General features: G+C 68.1%; 18 protein-coding genes and 1 riboswitch. Of the genes, 14 read left to right on the top strand and 4 right to left on the bottom strand.

Going from position 1 to position 23,783, the window contains the following annotated elements; genetic code table 11:
* Nucleotides 1-94: 94 nt before the first annotated feature.
* The 12 genes from HAV18_RS07275 to HAV18_RS07220 all read left to right on the top strand — a co-directional run bounded on the left by HAV18_RS07275 (nt 95) and on the right by HAV18_RS07220 (nt 16,604).
* A complete protein-coding gene (locus HAV18_RS07275; RefSeq protein WP_166954292.1) occupies nt 95-1,735 on the top strand; it encodes an acetolactate synthase large subunit in 1,641 nt (546 codons plus the stop codon).
* A 29-nt stretch (nt 1,736-1,764) separates the two neighbouring features.
* Nucleotides 1,765-3,198, top strand: coding sequence for an aldehyde dehydrogenase family protein (locus HAV18_RS07270; RefSeq protein ID WP_166954290.1), 1,434 nt, complete (start codon nt 1,765-1,767; stop codon nt 3,196-3,198).
* Nucleotides 3,199-3,439: 241 nt separating this feature from the next.
* Complete coding sequence (locus tag HAV18_RS07265; protein WP_166954288.1) at nt 3,440-5,023, top strand: Na+/H+ antiporter; 1,584 nt, start codon at nt 3,440-3,442, stop codon at nt 5,021-5,023.
* A gap of 482 nt (nt 5,024-5,505) precedes the next feature.
* A complete protein-coding gene (locus HAV18_RS07260) occupies nt 5,506-6,639 on the top strand; it encodes a hybrid sensor histidine kinase/response regulator (RefSeq protein ID WP_166954286.1) in 1,134 nt (377 codons plus the stop codon).
* A 123-nt stretch (nt 6,640-6,762) separates the two neighbouring features.
* The gene (locus HAV18_RS07255) at nt 6,763-8,439 is read left to right on the top strand and encodes a methyl-accepting chemotaxis protein (protein ID WP_166954284.1); all 1,677 of its coding nucleotides are present in this window, start codon (nt 6,763-6,765) and stop codon (nt 8,437-8,439) included.
* Nucleotides 8,436-8,951, top strand: coding sequence for a chemotaxis protein CheW (locus HAV18_RS07250; RefSeq protein WP_166954282.1), 516 nt, complete (start codon nt 8,436-8,438; stop codon nt 8,949-8,951). Before HAV18_RS07255 ends, HAV18_RS07250 begins: the two co-directional genes overlap by 4 nt.
* Nucleotides 8,948-10,351 (top strand): protein-glutamate O-methyltransferase CheR, encoded by a 1,404-nt coding sequence (locus HAV18_RS07245; RefSeq protein WP_166954280.1) that lies wholly within the window; start codon nt 8,948-8,950, stop codon nt 10,349-10,351. Before HAV18_RS07250 ends, HAV18_RS07245 begins: the two co-directional genes overlap by 4 nt.
* A gap of 46 nt (nt 10,352-10,397) precedes the next feature.
* Entirely contained in the window at nt 10,398-11,105 is a 708-nt protein-coding gene (locus HAV18_RS07240; protein ID WP_166954278.1) for a chemotaxis protein CheW, read from the top strand.
* Nucleotides 11,102-13,411 (top strand): hybrid sensor histidine kinase/response regulator, encoded by a 2,310-nt coding sequence (locus tag HAV18_RS07235; protein WP_166954276.1) that lies wholly within the window; start codon nt 11,102-11,104, stop codon nt 13,409-13,411. The genes HAV18_RS07240 and HAV18_RS07235 overlap by 4 nt, the downstream gene beginning before the upstream one ends.
* Nucleotides 13,408-14,427, top strand: coding sequence for a chemotaxis response regulator protein-glutamate methylesterase (locus tag HAV18_RS07230; protein WP_166954274.1), 1,020 nt, complete (start codon nt 13,408-13,410; stop codon nt 14,425-14,427). Before HAV18_RS07235 ends, HAV18_RS07230 begins: the two co-directional genes overlap by 4 nt.
* Before the next feature lie 86 nt (nt 14,428-14,513).
* Nucleotides 14,514-14,619: riboswitch (Fluoride riboswitch) on the top strand.
* Nucleotides 14,620-14,698: 79 nt separating this feature from the next.
* Nucleotides 14,699-15,940: a voltage-gated chloride channel family protein gene (locus HAV18_RS07225; protein WP_166954272.1), complete on the top strand. Its 1,242-nt coding sequence runs from the start codon at nt 14,699-14,701 to the stop codon at nt 15,938-15,940.
* Between the two features lie 70 nt (nt 15,941-16,010).
* Entirely contained in the window at nt 16,011-16,604 is a 594-nt protein-coding gene (locus HAV18_RS07220; RefSeq protein ID WP_166954270.1) for a shikimate kinase, read from the top strand.
* 14 nt (nt 16,605-16,618) lie between these two features.
* Here HAV18_RS07220 and HAV18_RS07215 read toward each other — a convergent pair whose 3' ends face one another.
* Together HAV18_RS07215 and HAV18_RS07210 are read right to left on the bottom strand one after the other, a co-directional pair.
* Entirely contained in the window at nt 16,619-17,332 is a 714-nt protein-coding gene (locus HAV18_RS07215) for a riboflavin synthase subunit alpha (protein ID WP_166954268.1), read from the bottom strand.
* A gap of 207 nt (nt 17,333-17,539) precedes the next feature.
* Nucleotides 17,540-19,402, bottom strand: a complete 1,863-nt coding sequence (locus HAV18_RS07210) for an ABC transporter ATP-binding protein (protein WP_166954266.1) — start codon at nt 19,400-19,402, stop codon at nt 17,540-17,542.
* A gap of 489 nt (nt 19,403-19,891) precedes the next feature.
* Here HAV18_RS07210 and HAV18_RS07205 point away from each other — a divergent pair, with 489 nt between their 5' ends.
* Complete coding sequence (locus HAV18_RS07205) at nt 19,892-20,773, top strand: Dyp-type peroxidase (RefSeq protein ID WP_166954264.1); 882 nt, start codon at nt 19,892-19,894, stop codon at nt 20,771-20,773.
* A 105-nt stretch (nt 20,774-20,878) separates the two neighbouring features.
* Here HAV18_RS07205 and HAV18_RS07200 read toward each other — a convergent pair whose 3' ends face one another.
* Nucleotides 20,879-21,280 carry an OsmC family protein gene (locus HAV18_RS07200; protein WP_166954262.1) on the bottom strand — a complete coding sequence of 134 codons (402 nt, stop codon included), beginning with the start codon at nt 21,278-21,280 and terminating at the stop codon, nt 20,879-20,881.
* A 98-nt stretch (nt 21,281-21,378) separates the two neighbouring features.
* Entirely contained in the window at nt 21,379-22,302 is a 924-nt protein-coding gene (locus tag HAV18_RS07195) for a LysR family transcriptional regulator (protein WP_166954260.1), read from the bottom strand.
* Nucleotides 22,303-22,800: 498 nt separating this feature from the next.
* Between HAV18_RS07195 and HAV18_RS07190 the strand changes: the two genes are divergently transcribed.
* On the top strand, nt 22,801-23,745 hold the full coding sequence (locus HAV18_RS07190; RefSeq protein ID WP_407062407.1) for a helix-turn-helix domain-containing protein: 945 nt from the start codon (nt 22,801-22,803) through the stop codon (nt 23,743-23,745).
* Nucleotides 23,746-23,783 lie beyond the last annotated feature (38 nt).

The following is a 23,783-nucleotide window of genomic DNA, read 5'->3' as shown; positions in this document are numbered from 1 at the left end:
CAGTAGGTAAAGCGTCCGCGTGCCGTAGGCCGGCGCGCGTTCTGAACGCTGCGTGTCCGTAGGCCGGGCAGGCGGCATCAACCGAGAGTCCCCCATGAAAGCATCGGATCTGTTCGTGAAGGCGCTGGAAGCCGAAGGCGTCGAGTACGTGTTCGGCATTCCAGGCGAAGAAAACCTCGATCTGCTCGAATCGCTGCGGCGATCGAAGATCAAGCTCGTGCTGACCCGGCACGAGCAGGCGGCCGGGTTCATGGCCGCCACCTACGGCCGCCTGACGGGCCGCACCGGCGTGTGTATCGCCACGCTCGGGCCCGGCGCGACGAATTTCGTGACGGCCGCCGCGTATGCGCAGCTCGGCGGGATGCCGATGCTGATGATCACCGGGCAGAAGCCGATCAAGTCCAGCAAGCAGGGCCACTTCCAGATCGTCGACGTGGTCGACATGATGCAGCCGCTCACGAAGTTCACGCGGCAGATCGTGTCGATCGGCAACATCCCGTCGGCCGTACGCGAGGCGTTCCGTCGCGCGGAGGAGGAGCGTCCGGGCGCCGCACACCTCGAACTGCCGGAAGACATCGCACACGAGGAGGGTGACGGCAAGCCGATCCCGCGCAGCTACAGCCGGCGGCCGGTGGCCGAGGAAAAGGCGGTCGCGCACGCGGTCGACGCGATCCAGGCCGCGCGCCATCCGCTGCTGATGATCGGCGCGGGCGGCAACCGCAAGACGACCCGCAAGATCCTCGGCGAATTCGTCGACAAGACGGGCATCCCGTTCTTCACGACGCAGATGGGCAAGGGCGTGATCGACGAGTCGCATCCGCTGTGGCTCGGCAACGCGACGCTGTCCGACGGCGACTTCGTACACCGCGCGATCGAGCATGCCGACTGCATCATCAACGTCGGCCACGACGTGATCGAGAAGCCGCCGTTCTTCATGCGCGCGGACGACAAGACCGTGATCCACGTGAACTTCCTCGGCGCGCAGGTCGATCCCGTCTATTTCCCGCAGATCGAGGTGGTCGGCGACATCGCGAACGCGGTGTGGCAGATGACGGAAGCGATCGCGCCGCAGCCGCACTGGGATTTCGCGCGCTTCGCGATGATCAAGGAGCATTTCGACGCCCATCTGGAGAAGGGCCAGCACGATCCGCGCTTCCCGATGTATCCGGTGCGGATCGTCAACGATCTTTACAACGCGCTGCCGGTCGACGGCATCGTCTGTCTCGACAACGGGATGTACAAGATCTGGTTCGCGCGCTACTGGCGCGCGCACGAGCCGAATTCGCTGCTGCTCGACAACGCGCTCGCGTCGATGGGCGCAGGCCTGCCGTCGGCGATCGCGACCAAGATCGTGCATCCGCAGCGCAAGGTGATTGCCGTGTGCGGCGACGGCGGTTTCATGATGAATTCGCAGGAGCTCGAAACGGCCGTGCGGCTGAAGCTCGACCTCGTCGTGATGATCCTGCGCGACGACGCGTTCGGGATGATCCGCTGGAAGCAGGAGAACATGAACTTCCCCGATTTCGCGATGACGCTGCAGAACCCCGATTTCGTCGCGTATGCGCAAAGCTACGGCGCGCACGGGCACCGCGTCGAATCGGCCGACGATCTCGAGCCGCTGCTGCGCGAGTGTTTCTCGTCGCCGGGCGTGCACGTGATCGACGTGCCGATCGACTATTCGGACAACGAGCGCGTGCTGAACCGCGAGATCAAGCGCCTGTCGGCGCAGCTCTGAATTCCCCGTTCACAGGAAGGAGTCGTTCCATGTTGAAGGAAGCCTACCCGTATTACCTCGCCAACGAGGCGGTTTACGCGAACACCGATCTGGAAGTGACGGACAAGTTCAGCGGCAAGGTCGCGACGCGCGTCGCGCTGGCCGATGCGAAGGCCATCGACGCGGCGATCGGCGCGGCAGTCGACGCCGCGAAGCCGATGCGCGAGCTGCCGGCCTACAAGCGGCAGGCCGTGCTCGACCATTGCGTCGCCCGTTTTCGCGAACGCTTCGACGAACTGGCCGAGGCACTGTGCATCGAGGCCGGCAAGCCGATCAACGATTCGAAGGGCGAAGTGACGCGGCTGATCGACACGTTCCGCGTGGCCGCCGAGGAATCGGTGCGCATCGACGGCGAGATCGTCAACCTCGAAATCTCCGCGCGAGCGCAGGGTTATACGGGGTACGTGAAGCGCGTGCCGGTCGGCCCGTGCTCGTTCATCTCGCCGTTCAACTTTCCGCTGAACCTCGCCGCGCACAAGGTTGCGCCCGCGCTCGCGGCCGGCTGTCCGTTCGTGCTGAAGCCTGCGAGCCGCACGCCGATCGGCGCGCTGATCATCGGCGAGGTACTCGCGGAAACCGATTTGCCGAAGGGCGCGTTCTCGGTGCTGCCCGCGCATCGCGACGGCGCCGACCTGTTCACGACCGACGAGCGTTTCAAGCTGTTGTCGTTCACGGGCTCGCCGGCGGTCGGCTGGGCGCTGAAGGAGAAGGCCGGCAAGAAGAAAGTCGTGCTGGAGCTCGGCGGCAACGCGGCCGCGATCGTCGATGCGGATCAACGCGACCGGCTCGACTACGTGGTCGAGCGTCTCGCGTTCGGCGCGTATTACCAGTCGGGCCAGAGCTGCATCGGCGTGCAGCGGATCCTCGTGCATGCCGACCTGTACGACGCGCTGCGCGAGAAGCTGATCGCGAAGACGCGATCGCTGAAGATGGGCGATCCGAAGGATCCGTCGACGTTCGTCGGCCCGATGATTTCCGAATCCGAATCGCGCCGGCTGTCGGGATGGATGGACGCGGCCGTCGCGTCGGGCGCGAAGATCGTCGCGGGCGGCAAGGTCGACGGTGCGATGTTCGAGGCGACGCTGCTGGAAGACGTCGGGCACGAGCAGGACCTCTACCGGAAGGAGGCGTTCGGCCCCGTTGCGATCCTCGAGAAGTTCGACCGGTTCGACGATGCGCTCGCGCGCGTCAACGACAGCGACTTCGGGCTGCAGGCCGGCGTGTTCACCGATTCGCTCACGCATGCGCAGCGCGCGTGGGACGAGCTGGAGGTCGGCGGCGTCGTGATCAACGACGTGCCGTCGTTCCGCGTCGACAACATGCCGTACGGTGGCGTGAAGGATTCGGGCCTCGGCCGCGAAGGGATCCGCTACGCGATCGAGGACATGACCGAGCCGCGGCTGATGGTCGTGCGGCGCCGGTAACGCGGGGCGGGCAGCGCGGTGCCGCGACGGCACGCGGGCAGGCGATCGGGCCGGCCCGCGTGCCGTTTTTCATGGCGTTGCGCGCAGCGGGCCGGCGCCGGGCTTGCATCGTGCCCGCACCGCGTGGCGGGCCGCCAGAACGCGCTCGACTGCGGCACTCGCCTCGTGATGTAATCGCGCGAAACTGCCGACCGGGGTACGACGCCGGAACGCGCGAATTCATTCTTCACGAGGTCGATTCATGTCTCCCGTCTCGGCATTCAAGCTGGTTTTGTTGTCATTCCTCGCGATCGTCGCGCTCGAATGCCTCGCCAAGCGGCTGCGGTTGCCGCCCGCGGCCGCGCTGCTGGTCGGCGGCATCGGCATCGCGTTCATCCCCGGCCTGCCGCCGATCAATCTCGATCCCGAACTGGTGCTGCTGGTGTTCCTGCCGCCGCTGCTGATGGATGGCGCGTACTTCTCGGTGTGGGAGGAGTTCAAGCGCAACGTCGGCGGCATCCTGCTGCTGGCGATCGGTGCGGTCGTGTTCACGACGTTCGCGGTCGGCTTCGCCGTGCACTGGGTGGCGCCGTCACTGCCGTGGGCCGCGTGCTTCGCGCTCGGCGCGATCGTGTCGCCGCCCGACGCCGTTGCCGCGAAGGCCGTGCTCGAACGCGTCGCGCTGCCGCGCCGGCTGATGGTGCTGCTCGAAGGCGAGAGCTTGCTGAACGATGCGGCGGGCCTCGTGCTGTTTCGCTTCGCGGTCGCGGCGGCACTCACCGGCGCGTTCAGCGTCGAGCACGCGGTCGTGCGCTTCGCGGAGCTCGGGCTCGGCGGCGTGGCGATCGGCTTCGCGGTCGGCAAGCTCGTCGTGTGGTTCCTGAAGCAGCTCGACGACGACTATCTCGTGATCACCGTCGCGGTGATTGCCGGCTGGATCGCCTATATCGCGGGCGAAATGGTCGAGGTGTCCGGCGTGATCGCCACCGTCACGGCCGGCATGATCATCGGCTGGCATCAGCACGAGGTGTTCTCGGCGGCCGTGCGCACGCGCGGCACCGCGTTCTGGCAGGTCATCGTGTTCCTGCTCGAAGCGATGGTGTTCGTGCTGATCGGGCTGTCGCTGCGCGGCGCGATCCACCGGCTCGGCGGCTTCGAGCAGGTGCTTGCCACGATGGTGCCGCCGATGCTCGCGGTGCTGGCGGCGGTGATCGTGTCGCGCTTCGTGTGGATCTACGCGGTCGAGATGCTGAAGTGGCCGGTGCGCGGGATCGCGCGGCGCGGCGAAGCGCCCGACTGGAAGGCCGCGACAATCATGAGCTGGGCCGGGATGCGCGGCGTCGTCACGCTGGCGATCGCGCTGTCGCTGCCCGAGGCGATGCCCGGCCGCGACGTGATCCTGGTCGCGTCGTTCGCGGTGATCCTCGTCACCGTGCTGCTGCAGGGCACGACGATCGGGCCGTTGATCCGGCTGCTGCGCCTGCCGCAGCGTGAAGAACGCGCGGCGCATCACCTGACCGAGCCGCAGACGTGGGCGTACGTCGAGGCTGCGCAACTCGCGGCGATCCAGCCGCTCGTACGCGACGAGAACGGGGTCGTGATCCATCCGCGCCTGCTCGAGCAGTACACGTATCGCGCGGAATTGACCGAGCGGGCGAAGGACGAGCCGGCATACCCGGCAGAAGTGCGTACCGCGCACTACGACGTCGTGCTGGCCGCGATCAAGGCCGGACGCGTGGAATTGTTGCGCCTGCACCGATCGGGGCGCATCCACGACGAAATGCTGCACGCGCTCGAACGCGACCTCGACCTGCAGGAAGTGTCCGCGCAGCACGCGCGCGGGTAAGGCAGCACCCCAGCGGCATCCCGCCATCGAGCGGCCGGTGCCAGCCGGCCCGAAGCGCGCACGGGCGATCGTTGCCCGGCGCGCTTTTTTCATTTCTCACACCCACCGATTCGACGTATTTCCATCCGGCCCCAAATGCGACGGGGAGCCAGCCTTGCAGCGCATGCAAACCTTATGGCGCTGGTCTCGCAAACGTTATCGTCTTTCGAATCCGGAAATGATCTGATTTAACTGATTCCGTCTCTTTCTGCATATTTGGCAAAACTAAACCGGAAGGAGATAGATGCTGTGTTCTAATTTCATTTAGAATCAGCCGGTTATGTTTATTGAGAGAAAGGATGCGGAGGTAATGCGGCCGCCAACGGGGAGAAATCGGCGTCCGGAGCCCTGCAAGGCGGTGCTGACAGGCCAAGTCGGCGGAATCAGGCGGGTTTTTCAACCGTCGAATTAAGATAGCGTCCAAAGTCTGATAAACAACTCCTATGAAAGAATCGATTGGAGAATCGGCGTTTGAAACTGTATTTATGAAAGAATCGAGCGGTGATAATGCCTCGGATTGTCTTGAATCGGGGTTGTCGGTTCTTCTCGTCGACGATCAACCGTTCGTCGGTGAGGTGATCCGCCGCGCGCTGCGCAGCGAACACGACATCGACCTGCACGTGTGCACTGACGCGCACCGGGCGATGGCGGTCGCGCGCGACGTGAAGCCGACGGTCATCCTGCAGGATCTCGTGATGCCGGAGATCGACGGCCTCGATCTCGTCCGCGCGTGGCGTGCGGACGCCGGCACCGCTCGCGTGCCGATCATTGTGCTGTCCGCGAAGGAGGAGCCGATCGTCAAGCGCGAGGCGTTCATCGCCGGCGCGAACGACTATCTGGTGAAGCTCCCCGACGCGATGGAGCTGGCCGCACGTATCCGCTATCACTCGAATTCGTACCTGATGTCCCGGCAGCGCGACGAGGCGCTCGATTTCCTGTCGCACGACATGCGTTCGCCGCAGACCTCGATCCTCGCGCTGCTCGACGTCTACCGGTCCGAGCACGGCGAGATGCCGGCGATCATGGAGCGCATTGCCGGCCATGCACGGCGCGCGCTCGCGCTTGCCGACGGCTTCATCCACCTGACCCGCGCGCAGTCCGAGCGCCGCGCACACGAGGTCGTGAGTCTCAACGAGATCGTGCTCGACGCCGTCGACCAGCTGTGGGAGAAGGCGGCCGGGCTCGGCAGCCGGGTCGCCGCGCACGTGCCCGACACCGAGTGCGTGACGATGGGCGACCGCATGATGCTGACGCGCGCCGTCGCGAACCTGATCGACAACGGGCTGAAGTACGGCCCGGCCGGCACGGACGTGCACTGCTCGCTGAGCAGCGAGGACGGTGCATGGCTGATCGGCGTCGAGGATACCGGCTCGGGAATCGCGCCGGAGCAGCGCACGGCCGCGACCGAGTCGTTCGTGCAGCTCGAATCCGCGCATGGCGCGGCACGCGGCGGCTTCGGCCTCGGGCTCGCGTTCGTCCGCGCGACGGCGGCACGACATCGCGGCCAGATCCTGATGCGCAATACGGCGCGCGGCTTCATGGTCGCGCTTCGGCTGCCGGCGCAAGCGGAGCGGTGATTTCGCGGCGCGGCCTGCCGGCGCCGCGCTGCCCGCAGACCCCGATGCGCTCGTGGCGCGCCGTCCGGCGCGCAGGCGGGTGCGGATTTTTTCAACGCTGATTTTAGAAAGCCCATAACGAACATGGCCACCGTGACGCCCCGCGCGACCAATGAAAGCCTGCATCCGACGATCGGCGCTGCCCGGCTGACGCTCGGCAATCGCATCCTGCTCAGCTTCGGCGTGCTGTTCGTGCTGATGCTGGTGACAGCCGGCGTGTCCTACGAGCGATTGCGCGCGATCAACAGCGAAGCCGTCAGCATCGAGCGCGACTCACTGCCAGGCGTCTACCTCGCGTCGTCGCTGCGCGGCGCGGTGAATGAATCATTCATGCTGCTGCAGCAGGCGACGTTCGTCGAGACCGATTCCGAAAACATCCAGCGCGATCTCGCGAAGATCGCCGATTCGGCGAAGGACGTCGATTCGTTGTCGGTCGAGTACCAGAACTCGATGTTTCGCGACGACGACCGGCAGCGCTTCGCGACCTTCCGGGGCGCCTACGACCACTACCTGCCGCTGCTGAACGAAGCGGTGCAGCGGCACCGTCAATCGCGCGACGATGCGGTTGCCGCGTATGCGAAGGTGCAGCCCGCATGGGCCGAGGTCGTGCGCAACGCGAATATCCTGGTGCAGGAAAACCGCAAGTTCGCCGATCAGTCGGCGAAGCTGATCCGCGAATCCGTGCAGGACACCGAAGCGGTGCTCGCGACCGCACTGGCGGTCATGCTGCTGTCCGCGCTGGGGTTCGGCTACATGCTGTTCCGTTCGGTAACGGTACCGATGGCGCGGCTCGTCGAGGTGCACGACGTGATGCGTACCGGCAACCTGACGCGCCGCCTCGACCTGCGCCGCCGCGACGAATTCGGCACGCTCGAGACGGGCTTCAACCGGATGGCCGACGAACTGACCGAGCTCGTTGCGCGTGCGCAGCAGTCGTCGCTGCAGGTGACGACGTCGGTCGCCGAGATCGCGGCGACGTCGCGCGAGCAGCAGGCGACCGCGAACGAAACCGCGGCGACGACGACCGAGATCGGCGCGACCTCGCGTGAAATCTTCGCGACCTCGCGCGACCTGGTGCGCACGATGAACGAAGTGGCCGGCGTGGCCGAGCAGTCGGCGACGCTCGCGGGCGTGAGCCAGAGCGGGCTCACGCGGATGGGCGAGACGATGCGCAGCGTGATGGACGCGGCCGGTTCCGTGAACGCGAAGCTCGCGATCCTCAACGAGAAGGCGCTGAACATCAACCAGGTGGTCGCGACGATCACCAAGGTGGCCGACCAGACCAACCTGCTGTCGCTGAACGCGGCGATCGAGGCCGAGAAAGCCGGCGAATACGGCCGCGGCTTCGCGGTCGTCGCGACCGAGATCCGCCGCCTCGCCGACCAGACGGCGGTCGCGACCTACGACATCGAGCAGACGGTGAAGGAAATCCAGTCGGCGGTGTCGGCGGGCGTGATGGGGATGGACAAGTTCTCCGAGGAAGTGCGCCGCGGGATGCTCGACGTGCAGCAGGTCGGCGGGCAGCTCTCGCAGATCATCGCCGAGGTGCAGACGCTCGCGCCGCGCTTCCAGATGGTCAACGAAGGGATGCAGACGCAGGCGAACGGCGCGGAGCAGATCACGCAGGCGCTGTCGCAGCTGTCGGAGGCCGCGCAGCAGACGGCCGAATCGCTGCGCCAGTCGTCGCAGGCGATCGACGACCTGACGCTGGTGGCGAACCAGTTGCGCACCAGCGTGTCGCGCTTCAAGGTCGACGCGTGACGCGCGCCGATACGCAGAACGGCGCACACGCGCTGTTCCTGATGTTCGAACTCGACGGCGAACGCTATGCGCTCGACGCGGCCGGCATCGGCGAGGTGCTGCCGCTCGCAGTCACGAAGGCCGTGCCCGGCGCCCCCGAATGGATCGCCGGGCTGCTGATGCGCGGCGGCCAGCCGGTGCCTGTGATCGACGTGCCGATGCTGGCGCTCGGGCGCCGCGCGCATGCGCTGCGCTCGACGCGGCTCGTGATGGTCCGCTACCGTGCCGACGAGGCAGGCGGCGAGCGCACGATCGGGCTGATCGTCGAGCGCGCGACGCAGACGATGCGGATCGATCGCGCGGCGTTTCGCGCGAGCGGCATCTCGACCGCGCGCACGCGCTGGCTCGGGCTCGTCGCGAACACGCCCGATGGCGTCGTGCAGCAGGTATCGGTTGCCGACCTGATCGACGATGTTGCACGCCTGTATCTGTTCGACGGCGGCCTGCCGGGCCATGGGGGAGAGTTCGCATGAAAGAGTCCGAATCGCGATTTCACGGCTGGCTGTTGCGCGAGACCGGCATCGACCCCGATTCGCTCGGCAACGATTTCATGACCCGCGCGCTGACGGAGCGCGTGCATGCGCTGCAGGCGGACGGCGAGCGCCTGCCGTCGGCGGCGCGGCCGCCCGTGACGCAGGACGCGCTCGACGCGTACTGGCAGCAGCTCAACGCGTCGGCCGACGAGCGGCGTGCGCTGATCGAGCTGTTCGTCGTGCCCGAGACCTGGTTCTTCCGCGACCGCGAGGCCTTCGCGACGCTCGCGCGGCTCGCGCTCGAACGGCTCGCCGCGCTGCCCGGGCGCGTGATCCGCGTGCTGAGCGCACCGTGCTCGACGGGCGAGGAGCCGTATTCGGCGGCGATGGCGCTGCTCGACGCGGGGCTCGACCCGGCCAGTTTCACGATCGACGCGATCGACCTCAGCGCGCGCGCGATCGAGCATGCCCGGCTCGGCTGCTACGGGCGCAATGCGTTCCGCGGCACCGCGACGGAGTTTCGTGCGCGGCACTTCACGCCGACCCGCGATGGCTGGCTGCTCGACGATCGCGTGCGAGCATGCGTGCAGTTCAGTCAGGCGAACCTCGTCGAACCGGCTGTGGACACGGGCATTCGCTACGATTTCGTGTTCTGCCGCAACGTGCTGATCTACTTCGATCGCGACGCGCAGGATCGCGTGATCCGCTCGCTCGACGAGCGTCTTGCCGACGACGGCATGCTGTTCGTCGGGCCGGCCGAAACGGGCGTCGCGATGCGGCACGGGATGCGCTCGGCGCGCGTGCCGCTGGCATTCGCGTTTCATCGCGAGCCCGCCGCCGCGGTGTCCGACGCATACGCGGCCCGGCCGGCGGCGCCGCTGTCCGTGGCGACGGCGCCGTACCGGCGCGCGGAGCGCTTCACGGTCGCGCCGCCCGCTGCGACGCGCCCGGTGCTGGCGGTCGCGCCGCCGGCCTGGCTCGGCGACGCGCGTCAGCCGTTCACGGTGCCGCCGCCCGCCATGCGCGCGGCCGCGTTCGACGCACGGGCCGACCTGTCGGCAGTGGCGGTCGAACCGGCCGCACCGGTTGCCGAAAGCGCCGCGCCGACGCTGGAAGATGCGCAGGCGCTTGCGAATGCCGGCGCGTTCGACGAGGCCGAGCGCGTGCTTGCGCAGTTCTCGGCACGCGTCGGGCCGCATGCCGATGCGTTCTACCTGAACGGGCTGATCGCGGATGCGCGCGGGCGTGCCGCGGAAGCCGGCGACTTCTACCGGAAGGCGTTGTACCTGCGGCCCACGCACCACGAAGCGCTGACCCATCTTGCGACGCTGCTCGACGTCGGCGGCGATCGCGCGGGCGCGCAATGGCTGCTCGAGCGCGCACGGCGCTCGGCCGGCTGACAAGACTACGGGTTGGGGACCGACACAGCGATGACCAGAGGAATTCATGAACCGCGCCGCCGCTGCCATTGACGAGACGACGATCGACGTCGACGATTGCTGGAACCGGATCGGCACGCGCGGCGACCGCACGTGCGAGCGGCTGAACGACTGCCTGCGCTGCCTGAACTGCCCGGTGTACGCGTATCACGCGGCGAAGCTGCTCGAGCGCCCGCTCGACGGGGCCGAGATGGCCGACACCACGCGCCGGATGAGCGCGCCCGGCGCGCCGCACGTGCACGACGCCGACGCCGATACGCGCCATGCGGCGCTGGCGTTCCGCGTGGCCGGCGAATGGCTCGCGCTGCCGATCGGCGTGCTGCGCGAGATCGCCGGCACGCGTCCGATCCATTCGCTGCCGTATCGCCGCAATTCGGCCGTGCGCGGCGTGGTCAACATCCGCGGCACGCTGCGCATCGCGATCTCGATCGGCGCGCTGCTCGGCCTCGATGCCGGCAAGGGCGGCACCGGCGGCGGCGATGGCCGCTTCACGCGGCTGCTGGTGGCCGCGCACCAGGGCGATCCGGTCGTGTTTCCGGTCGACGAAGTCGAGGGCGTGCTGCGCTTCGGCGCATCCGACTGGGTGCCGGTGCCGGCAACGGTCGGGCGCGCGAGCGCCGGCCTGTCGCGCGGTGTGCTGTCGTGGCGCGGCAAGTCGGTGGGCCTGCTCGACGACGACCGCCTGTTCGACGCCGTCACACGGAGCATGCGATGAGCGGCGATGACGACCTGAGCCACCTGTCGCTGCTCGAGCTGTATCGCGAGGAAACGCGCACGCAGACCCAGGCGCTGTCCGAGCGGCTGCTCGCGCTCGAATCGGGCGAGCCCGATTCCGTCGCGCTCGAGGCCTGCATGCGCGCCGCGCATTCGCTGAAGGGCGCCGCGCGCATCGTCGGCGTGCCGCTTGGCGTCGACATCGCGGGGCGGATGGAGGAGTGTTTCGTCGCCGCGCAGGCCGGCACGATCGCGCTGACGGCCACGCACGTCGACGTGCTGCTGGCGGGCGTCGATTTGCTGGTGCGCGTCGGCGATCCGCAGGCGCAGCCCGTGACGCAGACGGAGATCGAGGTGTTCGCGGCGGCGCTCACAGGCGCCGACGGCGCGCAGACGATGCAGGCGCCGGGCGCCGTCCCGCCGCCGGCGCCGCCGTCGGTCGTGCCGTATCGCGAGCACGACGGTGCCGCGAACGAGCCTGTCGGGGCCGGTGCCGCGGTGCCACCGCTTGCGGTATCGGGCGCGGTGCCCGATCCGGCCCAGGCCGGCCGCGTGGCCGGCGCCGGCGCGATGCGCCGCGTGCGCGCGGATACGCTGAACCGGCTGCTGAGCCTGTCCGGCGAATCGCTGGTCGAATCGCGCTGGCTCAAGCCGTTCGCCGAATCGATGCTGCGCGTGAAGCGCGCGCAGCGCGACGCAGCCCGCTCGCTCGATTTGATGTACGAACAATTCGCCGACGATCTCGACTCGGGCATGCTCGCGTCGATGAACGAAGTGCGGCACATGCTGAACGACCTGCAGCGTTCGCTTGCCGAGCGCATGGACGAATTCGACCGCTTCGAGCGGCGCAGCACGCATATCGCCGAGCAGCTGTACGACGAGGCGCTGCAATGCCGGATGCGGCCGTTCGGCGACGCGACGCGTGCGTACCCGCGCATCGTCCGCGATCTCGCGCGCTCGCTCGGCAAGCAGGTGCGGTTCTCGATCGTCGGCGAGAGCACGCAGGTCGACCGCGACATCCTCGACCTGCTCGACGCGCCGCTTGGCCACCTGCTGCGCAACGCGATCGACCACGGCGTCGATTCGCCGGACGCGCGGCGTGCCCGCGGCAAGCCGGCCGAGGCGAGCGTGACGCTGGAGGCGCGCCACAGTGCCGGCTCGCTGCTGGTCAGCGTGATCGACGACGGCCCGGGTGTCGACATGGACGCGCTGCGCGCGGCCGTCGTGCGCCAGCGCCTGACGGACGACGAGACGGCCGCGCGGCTGTCCGATCCCGAGCTGCTCGAATTCCTGCTGCTGCCGGGTTTCTCGATGCGCGATGCGGTGACCGACGTGTCGGGCCGCGGCGTCGGCCTCGACGCGGTGCAGGAGATGGTGCGCGGCGTGCGCGGCGCGGTGCGGATCTTCAACGAGCCGGGCGCGGGCATGCGCTTCGTGCTGCAGTTGCCGCTCACGCTGTCGGTGATCCGCAGCCTGCTCGTCGAGGTCGGGGGCGAGCCGTATGCGTTCCCGCTCGCCCACGTGCGCCGCACGCTCGAACTCGCACACGACGATATCGACGTGCTCGAAGGGCAGCCGCATTTCCCGTTCGACGGCCGGCGCGCGGGCCTCGTCGCCGCCCACCAGCTGCTCGACGCGGGCGAGCCCGACGCGGCTCGCGGGAGCACGGCGGTCGTGGTGGTCGGCGCCGAGCCGGAGCTGTACGGCGTCGCGGTCGACCGCTTCCTCGGCGAGCGGATGCTCGTCGTGCAGCCGCTCGACAGCCGCCTGCACAAGATCCAGAACATCGCGGCCGGCGCGCTGCTCGAGAACGGCGACCCGGTGCTGATCGTCGACGTCGAGGACCTGATCCGCTCGGTCGACAAGCTCGTGCGCGGCGGGCAGCTCGCGCGACTCACGCGTGACCCGCAACTCGCGCTGACTGACCGGCGCCGCCGCGTGCTCGTCGTCGACGATTCGCTGACGGTGCGCGAGCTCGAACGCAAGCTGCTGGAAAAGCGCGGCTACGACGTGACGGTCGCGGTCGACGGGATGGAAGGCTGGAACGCGGTGCGCAGCGATGCGTTCGATCTCGTCGTCACCGACGTCGACATGCCGCGCATGGACGGCATCGAGCTCGTCACGCTGATCAAGAGCGATCCGATGCTCAAGCGCGTGCCGGTGATGATCGTGTCGTACAAGGATCGCGACGAGGATCGCCGTCGCGGGCTCGATGCGGGCGCCGACTACTACCTCGCGAAGAGCAGCTTCCACGACGAGGCGTTGCTCGACGCCGTGCATGACCTGATCGGGGACGCGCGAGGATGAACATCGGTATCGTCAACGACTTGCCGCTCGCCGTGGAGGCGCTGCGCCGCGTGATCGCGCTGCGCACGGATCACCGCGTGCTGTGGGTCGCGACCGACGGCGACGAGGCGGTGGATTTCTGCGTCGCGCATCCGCCCGATCTCGTGCTGATGGATCTCGTGATGCCGAAGGTCGACGGCGTCGCGGCGACGCGCCGGATCATGGCGCGCGCGCCGTGCGCGATCCTGATCGTGACGGCGAGCGTCAGCGCGAACACGTCGTCGGTCTACGAGGCGATGGGCGCAGGCGCGCTCGATGCGGTCGACACGCCGACGCTCGCGCTCGGGCTGTCGGCCGACGCGTCGCCGCAGGCGCTGCTCGCGAAGATCGACCAGATCGGCCGGCTGCTCGAAAGCCGCACCACGACGCTCGTGCCGCCGGGGCCGACGCCCGAGCGCGGCCAGCCGACGCTTGTCGCGATCGGCGCGTCGGCGGGCGGGCCGACCGCGCTGACCGCGCTGCTGCGCGCGCTGCCGGCCGATTTTCCGGCGGCCATCGTGATCGTCCAGCATGTCGACCAGGCGTTCGCGCTCGGGATGGCCGAGTGGCTCGACGGCTATACGCGGCTGCCGGTGCGCGTCGCGCGACAGGGCAGCGTGCCGCAGTCCGGCGAGGTGCTGCTCGCGGCGACCAACGATCACCTGTACCTGTCGCCGCGCGGCGTGCTCGGCTATACGCGGCATCCGGTCGAGACACCGTACCGGCCGTCGATCGACGTGTTCTTCAACAGCGTCGCCGACGGCTGGCAGGGCGAAGCGTTCGGCGTGCTGCTGACGGGCATGGGGCGCGACGGCGCGCTCGGCCTGAAGGCGATGCGCGCGAAGGGCTGCTACACGATCGCGCAGGACGAGGCGACGAGCGCCGTCTACGGGATGCCGAAGGCGGCCGCGGCGATCGGGGCGGCGTCGGCGATCCTGCCGCTCGAACGGATCGCCCCCCAGCTGATCTCGCGCATCACACGCCCGCTGCGCGACTGACGGGGCGCTCGAGGGGCGCGCGACGCCGTCCCGTTCCGCTGCGCCGGCGGCCGCATTGCGGGCGGCGCGGGGCGTCGCGTACAATGGCGGCCAGCGGAGATGGCATGCCTCCCTGCGGTCGTACGTGGCGCGTTGCGCGCGCGGTGCGGCCCTCAACCGCCGGTCAGCCCGGCTGATGATGCCTGCGTGTTCCTGGGTCGTCAGGAGGTCGCAGGCCGTCCATGCGGTATTCTGCCGCCCAGGTTTTGATGTTCCGTCGAATCTGGAAATCATGTTCTTCACGACTTCTGCCGATCTTCTCGCGACCGTGCGCTACGTGTGCCGCTGGCTCGCGCTCTCGGCCCTGCTCGGCGCGCTGGCCGGCACGGCTTCCGCCCTGTTCCTGATCGCGCTCGACTGGGCCACCGGCACGCGCGTTGCGCATCCGTGGCTGCTGTGGGGGCTGCCGGCGGCCGGTTTCGCGACCGGCTGGATCTACCATCGCTTCGGCCAGTCCGTCGCGCGCGGCAACAACCTGCTGATCGACGAGATTCACGACCCGAAGGCGCTCGTGCCGAAACGGATGGGGCCGCTCGTGCTCGTCGCGACCGTCGTCACGCACCTGTTCGGCGGCTCGGCCGGCCGCGAGGGCACGGCCGTGCAGATGGGCGGCGCGCTCGCCGATCGCATCACGCACGTGTTTCGTCTCGATCGCGAACATCGCCGCGTGCTGCTGATGGGCGGCATCGCGGCCGGTTTCGCATCGGTGTTCGGCACGCCGCTCGCGGGCGCCGTGTTCGGGCTCGAGGTGCTGGCGATCGGGCGCGTGCGCTATGACGCGCTGCTGACCTGTGTCGCATCCGCGATCGTCGCGGACGTCGTCTGCCGCGCGTGGGGCGTGCATCACACGGCCTATGCGATTCCGTTCGTGCCGGCCGTATCGGCGACGGGGCTGGCCGTGACGGTCGTCGCGGGCATGGCGTTCGGCGTGGTCGGGCGGCTCTTCGCGTTTGCGACGCATGCGCTGACCGCGTGGTTCCGCCGCGTCGTCCGCTATGCGCCGCTGCAGCCGGTGCTCGGCGGCCTGCTGGTCGCCGCGGCCGCCACCGCGTTGAACGTGCCGCAGTATCTCGGCCTCGGCATCCCGACGATCGAAGCGGCGTTCCACGGCCCGCTGCCGCTCTACGATTTCGCGGGCAAGTTCGCGTTCACCGTCGTCACGCTCGCGTCGGGGTTCAAGGGCGGCGAAGTGACGCCGCTGTTCTACATCGGCGCGACGCTCGGCAACGCGCTCGGCCAGGTGCTGGCGCTGCCGGTGCCCGTGCTCGCGGGGCTCGGCTTCGTCGCGGTGTTCGCCGGCGCGGCCAACACGCCGATCGCGTCGACGATCATGGCGATCGAGCTGTTCGGCGCGGATATCGGCGTGTATGCGATCGTCGCGTGTGTCGTCGCGTATCTGTTCTCCGGGCACGCGGGGATTTATCGTGCGCAGCGTGTGGCGGTGGGGAAGGGCGCGCAGGCAGAAGCCGAATGAAACGGGGGCGCAAAGCAGATTCGTCGTGGCGGCTCAGGGAGCGGGATGCATGTGATGCGGGAGAGGGAGCGTGTCGTTGCTGGTCCATCTGATCGGGCCGGGCGGCGCCGGCAAGACCACGGTCGGGGCGATCGTCGCGGCGCGCCTGAACTGGCGGTTCGTCGATGTGGACCGATGCTTCCTGGAGGCGCACGGGAACATTGCCGATTTCATCCGCGATCGCGGCTATGCCGAGTATGCGTCGCACAACGTCCGGCTGTACGAGCAACTCAGGCGCGACGTGCCGGCGCCCGCGATCTGTGCGGTGTCGTCCGGGTTCATGCTGTATCCGGACGATGTCGCGCCGGCTTATCCGGCACTTCGCCGTGACATCGAGGAGGACCGGTTCACCGCGCTCCTGTTGCCTTCGTTCGATCTCGAACGCTGCGCGAAACGGATCGTGGCCCGGCAAATGTCCCGGCCGTACCTGAACGCGAATGAAGCCGACGAAATGCGCAAGATCCGCGATCGGTTTCCTGCCTTCATGCGCCTGAACTGCAGGCGGTTCGCGAGCGACGGCACGCCCGAACACGTGGCGGGCGACATCGAACGCTTTATCGTGGCGTCGATGTCATCGGGTGAACCCGATCCGTGTCCGGTCGCGGGCGAGTGGAACAGGGCCTAGCACGCCGGCATCCGTCACTGCTTCGGCAGCCGCGCGACATGGCGCGCCAGCAGTTCCTCGATATCGATGCCTTTTTCCGCCAGCAACGCCGTGACGACGCCGTTCAGTTCGCCGAGTGTTTCCTTGACCGATTCCCGGATCGTGTCCACGACCACCTGCGTGCTGCGCTCGATCTCGATGTTGACCGTGTCGTTGACGCCCTTCGCATCGAAGGTCGTCGCGCGTCGCGTTTCGGGAATCAGCCAGACGTCGAACCAGCCTTCGTCGCGGTTGACGTCGGACACCGTCAGGCTGCAGCCGTTGATCGCGATATAGCCCTTCGCGAACACGTACCGCTTGAATGCGTCCGGCACGCCGATGCGCACCATCCGGTTATGCTCGGACGTCGCGATGTGCCGGATGGTCCCGGTGAAGTCGACATGGCCGGACAGTGGATGCCCGCCGATCTCCGCGCCGTCCTTCGCGGCCCGCTCCACGTTGATGTGGGCACCCGTCGCGAGGTCGGCCAGCGTGGTGATCTTCAGGCTCGGCAGCATCACGTCGAAGTCGATCAGTTCCGGCGAATGGATGGTCGTCACGGTCAGGCAGACACCGTCGACCGAGACGCTGGCGCCGATCTCGATGTCGTGGGTAAACCGCTCCGGGAATTCGATGCTGAAGGTTCTCAGTTCCCCGTGGTCGGCGATGGTCTTGATGGTGGCAACACCCTGGACAATTCCTGTAAACATGATCGATCCCTAGTCGCAAATTTCCTGGTCGACATGATAAGGGATACCGGAAAAGGGCACGTCGTGCCGCGCAGCGTCAGGGCTGCAGGCGTGACGCGCGGACGTAAAAAAGGCCGTGCACCTGGCACGGCCTCGATCCGGATCCGTTTATCGACGCGCGCCGGCGGTGATGACCGCACCGCCAGCGCGCGTCGCGACACGCTTGCGTCACACCTCGGCAGGCTCGTCGAGCGGCCCGGCGGCGTCGTCCGCGGTGCGCCGCGGCGAATCGGCGAGCCCCTTCGCGAGCTCCAGCGCCTGCCGCTCGAACAGCCGGCGATAGATGCCGCCGTCGATACGGATCAGCGCGTCGTGACTGCCTTCCTCGATCACCTTGCCGCGCTCGAGCACCAGCAGCCGGTCGAGCGCACGCACGGTCGACAGCCGGTGCGCGACCACGAGCGTCGTGCGGCCGACCATCAGCCGCTCCATCGCCTGCTGGATCAGCAGCTCGCTTTCGCTGTCGAGGCTCGACGTGGCTTCGTCGAGGATCAGGATCGGCGCATCGGCGAGGAACGCGCGCGCGATCGCGACCCGCTGGCGTTCGCCACCCGACAGCTTGATCCCGCGTTCGCCGACGAGCGTGTCATAGCCGTCCGGCAGCGTGGCGATGAAGTCGTGCGCGCTGGCAAGCCGCGCGGCGCGCTCGATGTCGGCCCGGCTCGCGTCGGGGCGCGCATACGCGATGTTCTCCGCGAGCGTGCGGTGGAACAGCACGGGCTCCTGCTGGACGATCGCGATCTGGCTGCGCAGCGAATCCTGCCGCACCCGCGCGATGTCCTGGCCGTCGATCGTGATGCGGCCGCCCGACACGTCGTACAGGCGCTGGATCAGCTTGATGAACGACGTCTTGCCCGACCCGGAATGGCCGACGAGGCCCACGCGTTCGCCCGGCGCGATTCGCATCGAGAAATCGTCGTACAGCGGCACCGGATGGTTGTCGTAGCGGAACGTCACGTGCTCGAAGCGGATCTCGCCTTGCCCGATCCGGATCGCCGGCGCGCCGGGACGATCGTCGATGCCGAGCGGCTGGCGTTCGAGCGCGACGAGTTCTTCCATGTCGTTCACCGAGCGCTGCAGGTTGCGGATGTGCATGCCGACGTCGCGCAGGTAGCCCTGCAGCATGAAGAACATCGTCAGCGCGAACGCGATGTCGCCGACGCTCGCCTCGTCGTTCACCCACAGCCGCAGCGCGACGCCGATCATCGCGGCCTGCATCGCGACGAGCATCGCACCCTGCAGCCCGCCGTTGAACGTGCCGCGCACCCACGTGCGGCGCGTGCGTTGCCGCCACTTGCCGATCACGCGGGCGAGCCGCGCTTCCTCGCGTGTTTCCGCGCCGAATGCCTTGACGACCGCGTTGCAGCTCACGGCATCGGCGAGCGCGCCGCCCATGCGCGTATCCCACAGGTTGCCGAGCCGGGCGGCCGGCGCGACGATGCCGAGCGACACCACGACCGTCACCGTGATGTACAGCAGCGAACCCGCGCCGACGACGAGCCCCATCACGGGCCAGTGCGTGCCGAGCAGCACGGTTGCGCCGACGAGCATCGTGACCGACGGCAGCAGCGCGATCAGCACGGTGTCGTTCAGCAGGTCGAGCGCCCAGATGCCGCGCGTGATCTTGCGCACGGTCGAGCCCGCGAAGCTGTTCGCGTGCCAGTCGGTCGAGAAGCGCTGCACGCGATGGAACGACGCGGCCGCGATCTCGCTCATCATTTTCAGCGTGAGCGTGATGATGTTCAGGTAGACGCCTTGCCGCAGCACCGTCGCGCCGAGGCCGAGCGCGGCGAGCGTGCCGAACGCGACGAGGGCCGCATGCCACGCAGCGGCGCGGTCGGTCAGGCCGGTCGACAGCGCATCGACGAGGCGGCCGGCGAACAGCGGTGTGAGCACGTCGGCGAGCGCGGCGAGCAGCGCGAGGCTCGCGACCGTGGCGGTGCGGGCCGGCTGCTTGCGCCAGTAACGGAAGGTGAAGCCGAAGACGGCCTGGAATGCCTGGCCGCCCTGATGGGTGGTTTTTCTGGTCATTTATCGTTGCCCGGCGCGTCGCGCGACGGGGCTTTCCGGTTTGGCGAACATCGAAAACGCAACAGCCGGGCCGCGCGGAAACCGTGCGGCGAAACGAAACGGGCTGTCGGGAAACGGCGCGGCTGACGGGTTAGCGGAAAACTCGGGAGCCGGCGCGGACGGCGGGCTGGATCAGCTGCGCCGTGGGACCACGTTCGGGAAGGTTGCTGGCATTCGGAACATCTGCACCTCCCCTGAAGTGAACGGTTGAAAGGACGCCGAAAAGACGTGAAAAGATTCTATCAGCAGTGCCGGGCGCGCTGCAACGTCTGACGAATGCGGCGTTGCAGCGTCGATACGGTTAGTATTCCGGGTTTCGGCCCTTCCTTTGCGGCCCTTCCACGGTGCGACAGCGCATGGGCCGGCACACGCATCGATTACACTTCAGCGTTTGCGGCGCACCGCGCCGCGGCCCTCGCAGATTCACCACGATACATTCCTGAGGAAACGATGAGCGACGTTCAGCAAGGCATCCTGACCCCGATCGATACGGCGGCCCGATACCTCACTTTCACGATGTCGAACGACGGCAATGTGGCGGCGGCGCTGGCCGCGCTGCGCGAGATCGTCGACGGACGCGACACGGTCGCCGGGTTCGGGCATGCGCTGGCGGCGTACCTCGGGCACCCGGTGCCGGGCCTGACGGAATTCCCGGCGTTCGCGGTGAAGGATCGTGCGCTGCCGGCGACGCCGGCCGACGTGTGGGTCTGGCTGCGCGGCGACGATCGCGGCGAGATCGTGCTGCGCGCGCGGGCGATCGAACGCGCGCTGGCGCCGGCGTTCGCGTTGCAGGATGCGGTCGACGGTTTCCGCTATTCGAACGATCGCGACCTGTCCGGCTACGAGGACGGCACCGAAAACCCGGAAGGCGACGAAGCGGTGGCCGCGGCGATCGTGACGGGGCAGGGCGCGGGGCTCGACGGTGCGAGCTTCGTCGCGGTCCAGCAATGGCTGCACGACTTCGAGCAGATGGAGCGCATTCCGTCGGGCGACATGGACAACATCATCGGGCGCCGCCGCTCGGACAACGAAGAACTGGACGACGCACCCGAGTTCGCGCACGTGAAGCGCACCGCGCAGGAAAGCTTCGAGCCCGAAGCGTTCATGCTGCGCCGTTCGTCGCCGTGGTCGGACGCGCGCCGCGCGGGCCTCTACTTCGTTGCGTTCGGCTGCTCGTTCCGCGCGTTCGACGTGCAGATGCGCCGGATGAGCGGCGCGGAAGACGGGATCGTCGACGGCCTGTTCCGCTTCACGCGGCCGCTGACGGGCGCGTATTTCTGGTGCCCGCCGATGAACGGCGGCAAGCTCGACCTGTCCGCGCTCGGACTGTAAGCGCCTGACGGGTTCGACGAACGGGGGGCCGCGCATCGTGCGCGGCCCCCCGTTTCTTTTGGCGCGGCGATTCGCGCGGCGATCGGGTGTCGTATGCGTTGCGTGTCAGCTCAACGTCGTGTCGATCCGCGTGCCGCGCTTGATGAACTGCGTGACCGGCGTCTTTTCGCAGATTTCGGCGAGGCGCTGGCGTTGCGCATCGTCGAGCGGGCCGTCGTGCGTCACGACACGGCGCACGTACTGCGTGCCTTCGCGGTCGGCATGCAGCTCGGTGCGCACGTCGATGCGCGCAGCCGGCCACGCCTTGCGCTGCATGTACATGCGCAGCGTCGCGGCCGTGCATTGCGCGAGGCCGGCCAGCACGAATTCATAAGGCGCCGGCCCGCGATCCTGGCCACCTTCGCGTGGTGCTTCGTCGCCGGTCAGCGCGTGCGTGCCGGCCTGCAGCTGGACGACGTAGTCGGGCGCCTCGGCGTCGAGGACGGCGGCGGCATGGATGAGCGACATGGCAAGTCTCCGGTCAGCGGAAAGAGGGAAGCGGGCGCCGCGTGGCGGCGTGCAGCCGCCAGCATACCGCCCCGATCGCAACGGCGCGCGCGATGCGCCTACGCGTCGGCGCCGCCGGCGCTGCTGCGCACGAGCGCGGCGATGCGTTCGCGTACCCACTGGTGCGCGCGGTCGGCGTCGCGCGATTCGTGCCAGTACGCGAGGAGCGGGAACGGCTTGAGCCGCAACGGCAGCGGCCGCACGACGATCGGTAGCATCGCGGCCATCCGCAACGCATACGTGTACGGCAGCGTGACCAGCAGGTTGCCGGTCGCAGCGATCTGGCATGCGGCGAAATAGTGCTGGCAGGTGAGCCGGATATCGCGAAAGCGGCCGTCGTTGCCGAGCAGCACGTCGAGCGATTGCGGCTCGCCGAGCGACGACACCGCGACATGCTGCGCCGCGAAATAGTCGCCGCGCCGCAGCGGGTCGCGTGCAAGCGGATGATCGCTGCGCAGTGCGACGACGAGCGAATCGTCGAGCAGGTGTTCGGTGGCGATGCGCGGGCCGGTCGGCACGCGGCGATCGACGACGAGGTCGAGATTGCCCGATGCGAGTTCGCGTTCGATGTCGGCTACCGCGATGCGACGGCTCACGAGCCGCAGGCCCGGCGCTTCGTCGGCGAACGCGGCGACGATCCGCGGCAGCGCGATCGATTCGAGCACGTCGCGAATGCCGACCGCGATGCTCAGGTCGAGCGTCGCGGGATCGAATGCCGACGGCGCGCGCGCGGTGCCTTGCAGGCCCTTCAGGTGCAACTGCACGTCCGTGATGATCGAACGCGTGCGTTCGGTTGCGACAACGCGGTTGCCCTGGCGCACGAACAGCGGATCGTCGAAATGCGCGCGCAGCCGGTTGAGCGCATGCGTGACGGCCGGCTGCGTGAGATGCAGCGCGCGGGCCGCCGCGCCGATGCCGCCATGCACGTAGACGGCGTCGAGCACGCGAAACAGGTTCAGGTCGAGGCGATGATCGGCGGGCACGGGGCGCGGGCGGTGTGGTGAAGGGTGGAGCGATTCTAAAGGATGCGCAGGCAACGGATACGCGGGCTTTCCAGTGTGGCGACCGATGGTATTGGATACGTGTCGATATCGTTTGCGCCGATATTCGGCTGTGCATTTATCCGGATGCCCGACGCTATTCGTCGAAATGAAAATGCGCCGATTTCGACGCACACAATCGCAATAATTCGCGATATCGGCCTGCGCAATTCGGTGCAGGCCCGCCAGCAACCCCTGACAGCCTGTAGTAATCCGCCATCATGCTGTCCACGTCGGCCATTTCGCGCCAAAGCCGCGACCCGTTCGGCTAAGATGCCGTCGCTTCATATTTCGGGATAGCCGTCCTGTCGCACGCATTCAAACCAAATATAAGCCTGACAGTTCGACGGTATTAGAAGAAGTCGAAACGAGTCGGGGGCTTGGCCAGTGAATGCAGCAGATCAGAGGTGGGTCGTTATCTATTTGAGTACGGGGTTTTCGTTGGCCCAGGCCGCGCGTCTCGGCGAGGCTTTCAATCTGGCGAATCGCCTGCACGCATACAGTGCGGACTACCAGTTGAAGTACGTATCCGAAAGCGGGGGGCTGTTGCAATCGTCGTCCGGCGTGAGCATCGCGGCCGATCCGCTCGGCGACGAGCACGGCCGCCGCGCGCTCGCGTTCTTTCATCTTCACGGCGACCGAGCGGCCGTCAACTGGGATGACGCATTGCAGCGTCGCCTCATCGACATTCGCCGTCATGCGCGCTGGATCGTCGACGCGATGGACCTGCCCGCGCTTGCGGCCATGCAGCGTCCGTCGGCGGCGATCGAAGGGCGGCCCGGCAGGGCCGGGCGCCGGGTCGCCACGACGGTCGAGCTACAGGCCGGCGAAGCCGACGTGTTCGCCGCCGTGCTCGACATGTTCCGCGTCGATCTCGGCGACGGCGCCGCGCAGGAGATCGCCAGCAACATGCTGCGGCCGGTCGAGCAGCGCTATGCGCAGTCGATGTGGGCCTTTCGCGAGCTGAGCGCGAGCCCGTCGATCCGGATGTCGGCGCAGCAGCTGCGCGCGCAGAGCGTGAACCGCATCTCGATCGCGAACGCCGCACAGGCCGCCGCGATGAGCGAGCGCAATTTCCTGCGGCGCTTCAAGAAGGAGATCGGCGTGACGCCGACCGCGTTCGTCCAGCACGTGCGGCTCGAGCGCGCCTGCCACATGCTGGTCCACACGACGCTGCCGGCCGACAAGGTCGCGCGCCGCACCGGGTTCGGCAGCGGCGAGCGGCTCGCGAAGCTGTTTCGCCAGCGCATGCTGATGTCGCCGACCGAATTTCGCGTCACCGAGCGTGAAAGGATCCTCTCCCGCGGCGCCACGCCGCCCGACGCACACGAGGTGGGCTGCGACGGCGCCGGGGGGCATTGCGCCGCCTGCGCCGCCGCGCGGTAGAAAACCGGGCGGATACCCGTAGAATCGTCCTGTCGCGA

This window comes from Burkholderia sp. D-99, from assembly GCF_011605345.1.
GTDB lineage: Bacteria > Pseudomonadota > Gammaproteobacteria > Burkholderiales > Burkholderiaceae > Burkholderia.
Note: the sequence above shows the minus strand (reverse complement) of the source record. Positions and strands in the feature narration are given on the sequence as shown.